This is a genomic window from Pseudomonas sp. NPDC087697 (assembly GCF_044743155.1).
In the GTDB taxonomy this organism is placed as follows: domain Bacteria; phylum Pseudomonadota; class Gammaproteobacteria; order Pseudomonadales; family Pseudomonadaceae; genus Aquipseudomonas.
This window is the reverse complement of the sequence record NZ_JBIUVW010000041.1, coordinates 18,994-31,531: the sequence shown is the minus strand read 5'-3', so window position 1 is coordinate 31,531 and position 12,538 is coordinate 18,994. Positions and strand designations below refer to the sequence as shown.

Genomic DNA, 12,538 nt, shown 5'->3' with positions numbered 1-12,538 from the left:
TAAACTATTTGCCAGTAAGCGGGTCGATAGCAGCGAGCTCTGTAAGGAGTTGTGTCGAGCAAGACCCAACTTGCTGATTTACACTGCGTTCACCAACCTCATCTGTAACAAGGAATAACCTATGGGCGTGCTAAGTGAGTTCAAGGCCTTCGCGGTCAAAGGTAATGTGGTCGACATGGCCGTCGGTATTATCATCGGCGCCGCGTTCGGCAAGATCGTTTCGTCGTTTGTCGGTGACGTTGTCATGCCGCCAATCGGCCTGCTGATCGGTGGGGTGGACTTCGCGGACCTGGCGGTCACGCTGAAAGCGGCGCAGGGCACTGTCCCGGCCGTGATGCTGGCCTACGGCAAATTCATCCAAAGCATTATCGACTTCCTGATCGTCGCGTTCGCGATCTTCATGGGCGTGAAAGCCATCAACCGCCTGAAGCGTGAAGAGGCTGTGGCGCCAAGCCTGCCGCCGGTTCCGACCAAGGAAGAAGAGCTGCTGAGCGAGATTCGCGACCTGCTCAGAGCGCAGAACAACAAGCCCTGAAAGCTGTACTGCGATAAAAAACGGCGCCTTGATCAGGCGCCGTTTTTCATTACCAGTAGTTCTCGACGGCGACTTGGCCAGGTCGACGACTCAGGCTCAGTTGCATGTCGCGCTCTTTCAGCAGATTGCGCGTGTCATCGATCATCTGCGGGTTGCCGCAGAGCATTACCCGCGAATGTTCGGCTGTCATGGTGACGCCAGCCACCTGCTCCAGCTCGCCATTTTTGAGCAATTGGGTGATGCGCCCACTCAGCGCTTGTGGATGCTGCTCACGGGTAACCGTGGCGATGAATTGCAGTTTATGGTGGTGCTCCGCCAGATAGTCACGCGCTGCCAACTCGGCAATCAGCGCCTGATAAGCCAGCTCCCGCGCTTCGCGCACGCTATACACCAGAATGATTCGCTCGAATTTCTCCCAGACTTCGAAGTCCTGCAGGATCGACAGAAACGGCGCGATACCAGTCCCTGTGGACAACAACCAGAGATCACGCCCATCGACAAAGCGATCAAGGGTCAAAAAGCCGAAGGCCTGACGGTCGACCATCAAGGTATCACCCACCTCCAGACGACTCAGCTCGCTGGTAAATTCGCCACCCGGTACAACGATGGAAAAGAACTCAAGAAACTCGTCATGGGGTGAGGAGACCATGGAATAGGCACGCCATACCGTGCTGCCATCGGGCTTGGTAACCCCTAACCGCGCAAATTGCCCGGCCCGAAAACGAAAGCCCGAATCTCGCGTGGTGCGTAGCGTGAACAGGTTAGGCGTCAACGGCTGGACATCAAGCAGGGTTTGGCGGGTGAACTTCTCTGCGCTGGCGGTCATAGGGCGCTCCATAGGTCTGGTTGCTCCAGTGTCCCGCAAAGCCGCGCGAAGAAACACCGCCGGTTTGTAGTGGCATTAATGAATAGACCTTTTATTAACTAAAGAGTTAAACGCTGGAACCGCTGCCGAATATAAAAATAATTTAACACTATAAATAACAGTCGAACCCTCGTGTTCTTTACAGATACTGCCATTCTAAGAACCGGCTATTCACTTAACGGGCCGTTCAAGAACAAAAAGATCCCTTCATGCGAGTGAGATTTATCCTACAATCGTGACGCGTAAGATTGGATCCAATCAGCATCCACCAAGCAACATGAAGGAGAGGGTTCTATGGATATCTGGAAGGAGGCCCAGCTCAAACAGCTGATTTATGAGTCAAGCATTGAAAATGCTTACAAAATCGCACTCAATTTCTTTAACAACCTTGGTTATGAATACTGCGCATTTTCGATGATTTCTCATGCGACAAACCATTGTTTTAATGACGTAAATCATAATAATTACGCACTTGGCTGGAACACGCACTATGAACAAGAAAACTACTGTACGATAGATCCAATAGTAGCTCATTGCAATCACTCAATGCTGCCCATCCTCTGGGACAGAGATACCTTCGCCAAGGTGCCCGAGCTCTGGCGCACGCTCGCGGAGCAAGGCTTACAGTACGGTTGGTCACAGCCGGTACATGACCTTAACCACCACAACAGCAGCATGCTCAGCGTCGCCCGAAGCCATTGCCGGATCAGCGCTTATGAACTCTATGAAAACCTCGGTTACGCGACGTTCATCAGCCATAAGCTGCACGCACTCGCCACGCAAAAGCTGACCAGCAAGACTCCGGGGGGCGTGAGCGCGATTCATTTATCGCCTCGAGAAACGGAGGTGCTGAAGTGGTCTGCGGAAGGCAAGACCGCCTTGGACATCGGGATCATCCTCAATCTCAGCCCGCGTACGGTGAATTTCCACATTGGGAGCGCGATCAGGAAACTGGGCGTCACCAACAAGATATCTGCCGTGGTGCATGCTGCAAAGAGTCATTTGATCTAAACCTCAACCACCGCAGCGTGTCAGCGCTGAGCACGACGGAAAACCTGCAAGTAATCCGACGGAAAAAAACGTACCATTTACATCCCTCTGAGTGATGACGCGAGAGACATCGCGACGAAGTTCCCTCAGACGGTCCCGCCAGCATTCAATACGTGCGAAACCGCGGGGCACCCGTTGATTATCCAGAGTCCCGCCTCATGCCCCTGCTCGAAAGCCCCTTCGCCCAACTCGACCTGATTCGCCAACCTGAACAGCAAAACGAACCACTGCAAGCTTTCGATGCGGCCGACGAGTACCTGCTCAACCATCTGGCCGAACAGCAGCCCAACGCCGATACCCGTGTGCTGGTGCTCAATGACAGTTTTGGTGCATTGGCGGCGAGCCTTGTCGGCAAGGTTCAGGTCACCAGTAGCGGTGATTCGTTTCTCGCAGCCCAGGCATTGGAAAAGAACCTGATACGTAACGGGCTTCCCTTTGATGCCGTGTCGGTGCTTCCCGCCAGTGCGCCACTGGTCGGACCGTTCGATCGGGTATTGATCCGGGTTCCCAAAACCCTGGCGTTGCTGGAAGAGCAGTTGATCCGCCTGCGGGATCAACTGGCACCCGATGCGCAGGTGGTTGCTGCGGCCATGGTCAAACACCTGCCGCGGGCAGCGGGGGATCTGCTGGAGCGCTACATCGGCCCGGTGCAAGCTTCGCTTGCGGTCAAGAAAGCCCGCTTGCTGATTGCCACACTCGACGCCAGACAACCTGCACAGTCGCCCTACCCGACTCGTTACAAACTCGACGAACCGGCGATCGAGCTTCTCAACCACGCCAACGTGTTCTGTCGCGAAGGTCTGGACATCGGCACCCGGGCATTCCTCCCTCACCTGCCGAAAAACCTCGGTAACGCGCGGGTCGCCGACCTGGGTTGCGGCAACGGTGTGTTGGCAATCGCCAGCGCCCTGCAAAACCCTCAAGCCCACTACACGCTGGTGGACGAGTCGTTCATGGCCGTGCAGTCCGCTACCGAAAACTGGCAGGCCGCCCTCGGTGAGCGCGAAGTCATCGTGCGCGCGGGCGATGGTCTGGCCGGGCAGGAACCGCAGTCGCTGGACGTGGTGCTGTGCAATCCACCCTTCCATCAACAACAAGTGGTCGGTGACTTCCTCGCCTGGCGGATGTTCCAGCAGGCTCGCGAAGCGCTGGTGGTGGGGGGCGCGCTGTACATCGTCGGTAACCGTCACCTGGGTTATCACAGCAAACTGGCGCGCCTGTTCCGGGGTGTCGAGCAGGTCGCGGCAACGCCCAAATTCGTGATCCTCAAGGCCCGTAAATAACGGCCAGCGCCCAGGCAAAAAAAACCCTCCAGCGGAGGGTTATAAATCCGTGCCGCAAGGCACGGGATGGGATGTTCGGGTCGTTCAGTGAGTGGTCAGGCCAGCAGCATTCATGAACATGCGCATCAGGCTGGCCACAACAAACAACGCCAGTACGCTGCCGGTCCAGATCATTGCCAGCCAACCGAGCCGCTGCCAGAGCGGTTTCTTTTCAGCCTGCTCGATTTCCTGCAAAGAATGTTTATCAGCCATTGCCCGGGTCCTCGGTCTGGGTTTGATGGCGCCTGTCTGGACGCCATCGCGAGCAAGCTCTACGCCTGCTAGTGGTAACCGTCTTCGTGGGTCACCTTGCCGCGGAACACGTAGTAGCTCCAGAAGGTGTAGCCCAGAATGAACGGGATGATGAACAAGGTGCCGACCAACATGAAGCCCTGGCTTTGCGGCGGTGCGGCGGCGTCCCAGATCGAGATCGACGGCGGCACGATGTTCGGCCACAGGCTGATACCCAGACCGCTGTAGCCGAGGAAGATCAGCACCAGGGTCAACAGGAACGGTGTGTAGTGAGCGTTACGGGCCACAGCGCGCAGTAAACCGTACATCGTCACCAGCACCAGGATTGGCACCGGCAGGAACCAGAACAGGTTTGGCAGGGTGAACCAGCGCGCAGCAATCTCGGCATGCGCCAGCGGGGTCCAGATGCTGACGATACCGGTCACCGCCAACACCACAAACGCCAGTGGTCGCGCCAGATTGTGCATCTGCTCCTGCAACTTGCCTTCGGTTTTCATGATCAGCCAAGTGCAGCCGAGCAACGCATAAGCGACGATCAGCGCCACGCCACAGAACAGCGAGAACGGTGTCAGCCAGTCCAGCGTGCCGCCCGCGAACTGCCGATTGACCACCGGTATACCGTCGATGAACGCCCCCAGTGCCACGCCCTGAAAGAACGTCGCCGTCAGCGAGCCGCCGATGAAGCACTTGTCCCAGATGTGCCGTTTGTCGTCCTTGGCCTTGAAGCGGAACTCGAACGCCACACCACGGAAGATCAACCCGATCAGCATCAGGATCAGCGGCAGGTACAACGCCGACAGCACCACCGAATACGCCAGCGGGAAGGCGCCAAACAACGCCGCGCCACCCAATACCAGCCAGGTTTCATTACCGTCCCAGACCGGCGCGACGGTGTTCATCATCACGTCGCGGTCACGGTCTCCCTTGATAAAGGGAAAGAGAATGCCAATTCCCAGGTCAAAGCCATCCATGACCACGTACATCATGATGCCGAAGATGATGATCACGGCCCAGATCAGCGGAAGATCAATACCCATGACTCAATTCCCCTTGTTCAGGCTGTGGCTGTGATCACCGTTATCGTCGGCCGCGGAAAGCGGACGGGCCGGCGTGCGTTGTTGACCAGGGCCACCGTGGCTCGTTTCAGCACCTTCGTTGATTTTCGGACCTTTGCGCACCAGTCGCATCATGTAGCCCAGTCCAACACCAAACAGCGAGAAATAGACCACGACGAACAGCGCCAGCGTAATGCTCATCTGCAAGAAACTGTGCATGGATGAAGCGTCGGCAGTGCGCATCAGCCCGTACACCACCCATGGCTGACGACCGATTTCAGTGGTGAACCAACCGGCGAGAATCGCGATCAGGCCCGATGGCCCCATCCACAAGGCCAGGTAGAGGAACGCACGGTTCGAATACAGCCTGTCACGCTTGCGCAGCCACAGACTCCACAAGCCGGTGAAGATCATCAGGAAGCCCAACCCGACCATGATCCGGAATGACCAGAACACTATGGTCGAATTCGGCCGGTCTTCAGGCGCGAACTCCTTGAGCGCCGGGACCTGTTTATCCAGCGAGTGAGTCAGGATCAGGCTGCCCAGGTACGGAATCTCTACCGCGAACTTGGTCTTCTCGGCTTTCATGTCCGGCCAGCCGAACAGGATCAGCGGGGTCGGTTCATTGCCGACGTTTTCCCAGTGACCTTCGATCGCGGCGATTTTTGCCGGCTGATGCTCGAGCGTGTTAAGGCCGTGGAAGTCACCAATCACCGCCTGAATGGGCGCGACGATCAAGGCCATCCACATCGCCATCGACAGCATGGTGCGGATCGCCGGGTTATCACGGCCCCGCAACAGATGCCAGGCGGCTGACGAACCAACGAAGAATGCCGTGGCCACAAAGGCTGCCGTGGCCATGTGCATCAAGCGGTACGGGAACGACGGGTTGAAAATCACCGCGATCCAGTCCACCGGGATGACTTGGCCGTTAACGATTTCGTAGCCCTGCGGGGTTTGCATCCAGCTGTTGGAGGCGAGAATCCAGAACGTCGAGATCAACGTACCGATGGCCACCATGACCGTGGCGAAAAAGTGCAGCTTGCGCCCGACCTTGTTCCAGCCAAACAGCATGACGCCGAGGAAACCGGCTTCGAGGAAGAACGCCGTGAGCACTTCATAGGTCAGCAGCGGTCCGGTGACGGAGCCGGCGAAGTCAGAGAAACGGCTCCAGTTGGTGCCGAATTGATAGGCCATGACCAATCCAGACACCACGCCCATGCCGAAGTTGACGGCAAAGATCTTCGACCAGAAGTGGTACAGATCACGGTAAGTGTCGTTGTGGGTCTTCAGCCACAAGCCTTCGAGCACCGCCAGGTAACTCGCCAGGCCGATGGTGATCGCCGGGAACAGGATGTGAAATGAGATGGTGAACGCGAACTGAATTCGGGCGAGATCAAGTGCCTCCAAACCGAACATAAGTCTTCCTCTGTCAGGTAATACGGCTGCTGGCTGGAAGCCTGCACCCACCGCCCCCACGGTTATGGAGTGTGGCGAATTCAAATTCGTTGTTTTTTTACAACCATCGCAACGCAGGGAGTCTGGCCATCTGGCCGTCAGAGCAAATCCACCAAGGGTTTTGATCTGGATCAAGTAACGATGAAAGAGTAGTCCCATTTTCAGCGCCCGACTGTGTGGTCTTTTGCCGCGTGACAGGTTGCCTCACCGCTGTGTTCAGGGTCGCGGTATTTGCTGTGGCGAAGGTACGACGCGGGCTCCAGGATAGGTGTCTAGCTAACTGAATTCCCCGCACATGCAACTTCAGGTTACAACTTGGTGATAATCTCGATTTTCCCCCGCCCAGACCTGCCTGCCGATGCCAACCCAAGCTCCGTTGTTATTGCGCCATCACCGCCCGTTCATTGCGTTCTGGTTGGCACGAGTATTCACAGCCAGTGGTTTCCAGATGCTCACCGTGGCGATCGGCTGGAACCTCTACCAACTGACCGGTAATGTGCTGGACCTGGGGCTGGTCGGGCTGGTGGAGTTCGCGCCACGAGTGTTGTTCATGCTCCACACCGGGCATGTGGCGGACCGCTATGACCGGCGCAAGGTCGCGGCCATCTGCCAGTCGTTGCAGGCGATGATCGCCCTCGCCCTGGCCATCGGCAGTGCTACCGACCATGTCACCCGCGAGATGATCTTCATCCTCGCGTTCCTGCTCGGCGGCGCCCGGTCGTTCGAAATGCCGACCACTCAGGCGCTGCTGCCGACCATCGTCCCCAGCGCACTGTTTCCGCGTGCAGTGGCGGCGTCCCAGTCGGCTCAGCAATCGGCGACCATTGTCGCGCCTGCGCTAGGCGGTTTGCTGTATGCCTTCGGCAGCGTCTGGGTGTATGGCCCGACGGTGATTCTGTACCTCATCGCCTGCATCCTGATGCTCAACCTGCCCGCACGGCAAACCCCACTGAACAAGGGCAAGGCGACCCTGGATTCGTTGCTTGCCGGGATTCGCTTCATTCGCAGTCGCCCGGACATCCTTGGCGCAATCTCACTGGACTTGTTCGCGGTATTGCTCGGTGGCGCCACGGCGCTGCTGCCGGTATTTGCCAAGGACATCCTGTTGACCGGCCCCTGGGGGCTGGGTCTGCTGCGCTCGGCGCCAGCGGTCGGTGCCTTGCTGATGTCACTATGGCTGGCACGATTTGCTGTGGAACGTAATGTCGGACGGGTCATGTTCACGGCCGTCGGGGTATTCGGCGTCGCGACCATCGCCTTCGGCCTGTCGACCTCGTTCTGGTTCTCGCTGGCGGTGCTGGTGGTGCTCGGCGCGGCAGACATGATCAGCATGGTGATCCGCGCGTCCTTCGTGCAACTGGAAACTCCGGACGAAATGCGCGGACGGGTCAGCGCGGTGAACGGTTTGTTCATCGGCGCCTCGAACCAATTAGGCGAGTTCGAATCCGGCCTCACCGCCCATTGGTTCGGCACCGTACCGGCGGTGGTCATGGGCGGGATCGGTACGCTGCTGGTCACCGGGACGTGGATCAAACTGTTCCCGACCCTGGCCCAACGCGATCGCATGCATGTACCGGTGGATGAGCCGAAAGCCTGCACTGAAAGCTTGCCAGGTAAACAAAGCAGCATTTAGGCGACGTAGGGCGGTACATAGTTAGTGCATAAGGTGTAATGTATCGCCTTACACTGACGCCATGATCAAATCCTTTCAGCACAAAGGCCTTCGTGGCTTCTATGAAACCGGTTCGACTCGCGGGATCCGCGCCGATCATGCGAAACGCCTGGCTCGTATGCTGCCATTCATGGATCGCGCCATGAGTCCGAGCGACCTGGATCTTCCCGGTTGGCGATTGCACCCGCTCAAGGGTGATCTTCAGACCTACTGGTCACTGAGCGTTTCCGGGAACTGGCGGCTGATTTTTCGCTTTATCGGTTCGGACATCGAACTGGTCGATTATCTGGACTATCACTGAACAGGAGGCAGGACATGCCCATGCACAACCCGCCACACCCTGGCGAAACACTTCTGCTGGATGTGTTGCCGGAGCTTGGCATCAGCGTCACCGAGCTGGCCAGGCGGCTGGGCTACGCCCGCCCACATTTTTCGCGAGTGCTGCATGGTCATGCTCCCATCAGTCCGGACCTCGCGGTACGGCTGGAGCGCGCCGGTATCGGCAAGGCGAGAACCTGGCTAGGCGTTCAGACTGACTACGATCTCTGGCAAGCCGAGCACCGCGAACAACCGCCCATCGAGCGTTTCGCCACTCATGCGTGAAAGCCGCTACACCAGCAACTCCCCCGCCACTGCAGCCCTGACGGCCTTGCCACACAATCGTTCAACCAGCATCAACGCAAACGCCAGGGCAGCGCTCGAACCTTGGGCGGTGATGCAGTTGCCGTCGACGACCACGGGTTGATCGACGAATGTGCAGCCGAGCAAATGATGGCTGGCGGCGGGAAGACAGGTCATGCGTCGCTGACGCAATACGCCAAAGTCTTGCAGCGCCAGCGCCGGTGACTCGGCGATAGCGGCAAACAGGCGCCCGGCGGCGGATTGATCCTTGACCAGCTGTAACAAGGGTTGATGAGCTGCCAGGCGCTGAGCGCCCACGGCACCGCCGGGCAAAACGACCAGATCGAACGGTTGTGCCAGCACATCGACCAACATCGCATCGGCGGTCAGACGGGTGCCACGGGCGCAGGTGAGCATGCGCCGCGATTCGATGCTCGCCACCACCACTTCGACTTTCGCACGGCGTAACACGTCGATCAGTGTCACGCCTTGCAGGTCGTCGATACCTTCGGCAAGGGTAATCAGGGCTCTAAAGGTCATGGTCTGCGTCCACAGGGTGATCTTTAAAGCGTAGTCAGCTTTGCTGACAGATGTTCGAGCGGTGCTGTTACCCAATGAAAGCTACTTGATGTACAGCTGCGTCGACATCGTATTGCCGGGAGCATTGATCGAGGTATTGCTGAAGGTGAACGTCCCTTCCTGCTTACCCGCCAGATCAAAGATGTAGAGATTGCCGACGATCTTGCTGGCCATGCCGGAGCACTCTGCCAGATTGCCGTTGCCGTACGCGCAGACAGGGGTCCGCACACCATTGACTTCAAAGCCGTCCAGCGTTGCATTCGGCAGGCGGCCGTAGCCGATCTCCAGCACATAGATCTTGATGTTGGGGCCTGAGTGATCGCACTGCGTCTTCTCCTGCCCTTCAGCAATATTTTCAATGCCGCAGGAGGTCGACTGGACCTTGAGGACCTTGACCTCACTCAGCGGCGGTGCGGACGCCGCCATTGCGGTTTGTGCGCCGACCAACAAGGTGCCAAACAGGCCAAATACCAGAATCATCCTGCTCTTTATAGAAGACATAGCCACTCCTGAAACCAGCGCGCAGTATGCCCCCACTCCCCCGGACGGTAAAACATCGCCGACGATCAACGCCATTAGGCAGCCATAGCCGCACGCTGCTGGTATGATGCGCGGCTTTTTCCGACCGACAGAAAATACTCAGGCGCCTGGCACGGCCTGTGCTTTGCTGTTGAAGTCGATACATTCACGGCGCCGGGCGCGCCACGGGGAGCAGACATGCTGGAAAGGCTGTTTCAACTCAAGGCACACAACACTAACGTGCGTACCGAGATTCTTGCCGGTATCACGACCTTTTTGGCCATGGCCTACATTCTGTTCGTCAACCCGAGCATCCTCGGCGAGACCGGCATGGACAAGGGCGCGGTGTTTGTCGCAACGTGCCTGGCTGCGGCCATCGGCTCGACGACCATGGGCCTGATCGCCAACTACCCGATCGCGCTGGCACCGGGCATGGGTCTGAACGCCTTCTTTACCTACACCGTGGTTCTGCACATGGGCCACACCTGGCAAGTGGCGCTGGGTGCGGTGTTCATCTCGGCGGTCATGTTTTTCCTGTTGTCGATCTTTCGCATCCGCGAATGGATCATCAACAGCATCCCGCTGGCGTTGCGCTCGGCGATTGCCGCCGGTATCGGCCTGTTCCTGGCGCTGATCGCCCTGCACAACGCCGGTATCGTGGTCAGCAACCCGGCGACCATGGTTGGCCTCGGCGACCTGAAACAACCGGCACCGATCCTCGCGACTCTGGGTTTTGCACTGATCGTTGCCCTTGAAGCCCTGAAAGTGCGCGGTGCGGTACTGATCGGCATCCTGGCCGTGACCATCGTTTCCATCGCCTTGGGCTTCACACCGTTCGGCGGCGTGATGGCGATGCCACCTTCGCTGGCGCCGACCTTCCTGCAACTGGACATCAAGGGCGCGTTGGACATCGGTCTGGTCAGCGTGATTTTCGCTTTCCTGTTCGTCGATCTGTTCGACAACTCCGGCACCCTGATCGGCGTCGCCAAGCGCGCCGGCCTGATGGGCAAGGACGGCCACATGCCAAAAATGGGTCGTGCGCTGATCGCCGACAGCACCGCGGCCATGGCCGGTTCCCTGCTGGGCACCTCGACGACTACCAGTTACATCGAGTCGGCAGCGGGCGTCAGCGCCGGCGGCCGTACCGGTCTGACGGCGGTAGTCGTGGCGGTCCTGTTCCTGCTGGCGCTGTTCTTCGCACCGCTGGCCAGCAGCGTACCGGCGTTCGCCACCGCACCCGCCCTGCTGTTCGTCGCGGTACTGATGACCTCGGGACTGGCGGAAATAGACTGGGACGACATCACCGTCGCCGCGCCTGTGGTGGTTACCGCGCTGGCCATGCCGTTCACTTACTCCATCGCCAACGGTATCGCGTTCGGTTTCATTTCCTGGACCGCGATCAAGTTGCTGTCCGGCCGTGGCCGTGAACTGAACTCGGCGTTGGTGATTCTGTCGATTCTGTTCGTGATCAAGTTGGGTTGGTTCAACGCATGACTTTCGATTCCCAGGCTTACACTGCTCAGCTCGAAGAAAAGGCCACGCGCTTGCGTGACCTGCTGGCGCCGTTCGATGCACCTGAACCTGCGGTGTTCGACTCGCCATTGAAGAACTTTCGCCTGCGCGCCGAATTCCGCCTGTGGCGCGAAGCCGGCGAGCGTCACTACGCGATGTTCTCCCAGGAAGACAAACGCACGCCGATCCTGATCGAAGAATTCCCGATTGCAAGCCTGCGCATCAACCAGTTGATGCCGCAGCTCAAAGCCGCCTGGCAAGCCAGCGCCGCCCTGAGCCACAAGCTGTTTCAGGTGGAGTTCCTGACCACCCTGGCCGGCGATGCGATGATCACCTTGTGTTATCACCGCCCGCTGGACGAGCACTGGCACACGGCGGCTTCGAAACTGGCCGCTGACCTGAATGTCAGCGTGATCGGTCGTTCCAAGGGCAAACGCGAAGTGATTGGCCATGATTACGTGGTCGAAAAACTGCAAGTCGGCGGTCGCACCTTCAGCTATCGCCAACCGGAAGGCGCGTTCACCCAGCCAAACGGCACGGTGAATCAGAAGATGCTCAACTGGGCTTACGACGCCCTGGGCGATCGTTCCGACGATTTGCTGGAGTTGTATTGCGGTAACGGCAACTTCACCCTGCCGCTGGCGACCCGCGTGCGTAAAGTGCTGGCCACCGAAATCAGCAAGACCTCGGTGAATGCGGCGCTGAGCAACCTCAGTGAAAACGCTGTGGATAACGTCACCTTGGTACGTCTGTCTGCCGAAGAGCTGACCGAAGCGCTGAATGAAGTTCGCCCGTTCCGCCGTTTGTACGGCATCGACCTGAAGAGCTACGAGTTCGGTAGCGTGTTCGTCGACCCACCGCGCGCCGGCATGGACCCGGACACGTGCGAGCTGACCCGACGCTTCGAGAACATTCTGTACGTCTCGTGCAACCCGGAAACGCTGGCAGCCAACATCGCCCAATTGCACGACACCCACCGCATCACCCGCTGCGCGATGTTCGATCAGTTCCCGTGGACGCACCACATGGAGTCCGGGGTCTTGCTGACCCGGCGTTGATTGCAGTCGTTCAATACAAATCAGCCGTCTTGAAGACGGC

General features: G+C 58.4%; 14 protein-coding genes. 8 read left to right on the top strand and 6 right to left on the bottom strand.

The window, feature by feature from the left end; genetic code table 11:
- Window positions 1-121: 121 nt before the first annotated feature.
- On the top strand, window positions 122-535 hold the full coding sequence (mscL, locus tag ACIPIN_RS23000; RefSeq protein ID WP_401122519.1) for a large-conductance mechanosensitive channel protein MscL: 414 nt from the start codon (window positions 122-124) through the stop codon (window positions 533-535).
- A 49-nt stretch (window positions 536-584) separates the two neighbouring features.
- On the opposite strand, the gene ACIPIN_RS22995 is transcribed toward mscL, so the two are convergent.
- Window positions 585-1,361 (bottom strand): ferredoxin--NADP reductase, encoded by a 777-nt coding sequence (locus tag ACIPIN_RS22995; RefSeq protein WP_401122516.1) that lies wholly within the window; start codon window positions 1,359-1,361, stop codon window positions 585-587.
- 333 nt (window positions 1,362-1,694) lie between these two features.
- On the opposite strand from ACIPIN_RS22995, the gene ACIPIN_RS22990 reads away from it, so the two are divergent.
- Together ACIPIN_RS22990 and ACIPIN_RS22985 are read left to right on the top strand one after the other, a co-directional pair.
- Window positions 1,695-2,411 carry an autoinducer binding domain-containing protein gene (locus ACIPIN_RS22990; protein ID WP_401122513.1) on the top strand — a complete coding sequence of 239 codons (717 nt, stop codon included), beginning with the start codon at window positions 1,695-1,697 and terminating at the stop codon, window positions 2,409-2,411.
- Between the two features lie 197 nt (window positions 2,412-2,608).
- Window positions 2,609-3,733: a methyltransferase gene (locus ACIPIN_RS22985; protein WP_401122510.1), complete on the top strand. Its 1,125-nt coding sequence runs from the start codon at window positions 2,609-2,611 to the stop codon at window positions 3,731-3,733.
- A gap of 84 nt (window positions 3,734-3,817) precedes the next feature.
- On the opposite strand, the gene ACIPIN_RS22980 is transcribed toward ACIPIN_RS22985, so the two are convergent.
- The 3 genes from ACIPIN_RS22980 to ACIPIN_RS22970 form a co-directional block, all read right to left on the bottom strand.
- The gene (locus ACIPIN_RS22980; protein WP_123583190.1) at window positions 3,818-3,985 is read right to left on the bottom strand and encodes a DUF2474 domain-containing protein; all 168 of its coding nucleotides are present in this window, start codon (window positions 3,983-3,985) and stop codon (window positions 3,818-3,820) included.
- A gap of 68 nt (window positions 3,986-4,053) precedes the next feature.
- On the bottom strand, window positions 4,054-5,061 hold the full coding sequence (cydB, locus tag ACIPIN_RS22975) for a cytochrome d ubiquinol oxidase subunit II (protein ID WP_123423562.1): 1,008 nt from the start codon (window positions 5,059-5,061) through the stop codon (window positions 4,054-4,056).
- A 3-nt stretch (window positions 5,062-5,064) separates the two neighbouring features.
- Window positions 5,065-6,498, bottom strand: a complete 1,434-nt coding sequence (locus ACIPIN_RS22970; protein WP_401122507.1) for a cytochrome ubiquinol oxidase subunit I — start codon at window positions 6,496-6,498, stop codon at window positions 5,065-5,067.
- Between the two features lie 397 nt (window positions 6,499-6,895).
- On the opposite strand from ACIPIN_RS22970, the gene ACIPIN_RS22965 reads away from it, so the two are divergent.
- The 3 genes from ACIPIN_RS22965 (at window position 6,896) to ACIPIN_RS22955 (ending at window position 8,812) form a co-directional block, all read left to right on the top strand.
- Entirely contained in the window at window positions 6,896-8,170 is a 1,275-nt protein-coding gene (locus tag ACIPIN_RS22965) for an MFS transporter (protein ID WP_401122504.1), read from the top strand.
- Window positions 8,171-8,231: 61 nt separating this feature from the next.
- Window positions 8,232-8,510 carry a type II toxin-antitoxin system RelE/ParE family toxin gene (locus ACIPIN_RS22960; protein ID WP_401122501.1) on the top strand — a complete coding sequence of 93 codons (279 nt, stop codon included), beginning with the start codon at window positions 8,232-8,234 and terminating at the stop codon, window positions 8,508-8,510.
- A 14-nt stretch (window positions 8,511-8,524) separates the two neighbouring features.
- The gene (locus ACIPIN_RS22955) at window positions 8,525-8,812 is read left to right on the top strand and encodes a HigA family addiction module antitoxin (RefSeq protein ID WP_401122498.1); all 288 of its coding nucleotides are present in this window, start codon (window positions 8,525-8,527) and stop codon (window positions 8,810-8,812) included.
- Window positions 8,813-8,818: 6 nt separating this feature from the next.
- On the opposite strand, the gene ACIPIN_RS22950 is transcribed toward ACIPIN_RS22955, so the two are convergent.
- Both ACIPIN_RS22950 and ACIPIN_RS22945 read right to left on the bottom strand, forming a co-directional pair.
- Entirely contained in the window at window positions 8,819-9,370 is a 552-nt protein-coding gene (locus ACIPIN_RS22950) for a DJ-1 family glyoxalase III (protein ID WP_401122495.1), read from the bottom strand.
- A gap of 81 nt (window positions 9,371-9,451) precedes the next feature.
- On the bottom strand, window positions 9,452-9,910 hold the full coding sequence (locus tag ACIPIN_RS22945; protein ID WP_401122589.1) for a DUF4879 domain-containing protein: 459 nt from the start codon (window positions 9,908-9,910) through the stop codon (window positions 9,452-9,454).
- Window positions 9,911-10,126: 216 nt separating this feature from the next.
- On the opposite strand from ACIPIN_RS22945, the gene ACIPIN_RS22940 reads away from it, so the two are divergent.
- Together ACIPIN_RS22940 and trmA are read left to right on the top strand one after the other, a co-directional pair.
- A complete protein-coding gene (locus tag ACIPIN_RS22940) occupies window positions 10,127-11,422 on the top strand; it encodes an NCS2 family permease (RefSeq protein ID WP_401122492.1) in 1,296 nt (431 codons plus the stop codon).
- Window positions 11,419-12,498, top strand: a complete 1,080-nt coding sequence (trmA, locus tag ACIPIN_RS22935; protein ID WP_401122489.1) for a tRNA (uridine(54)-C5)-methyltransferase TrmA — start codon at window positions 11,419-11,421, stop codon at window positions 12,496-12,498. Before ACIPIN_RS22940 ends, trmA begins: the two co-directional genes overlap by 4 nt.
- Window positions 12,499-12,538: the final 40 nt, after the last annotated feature.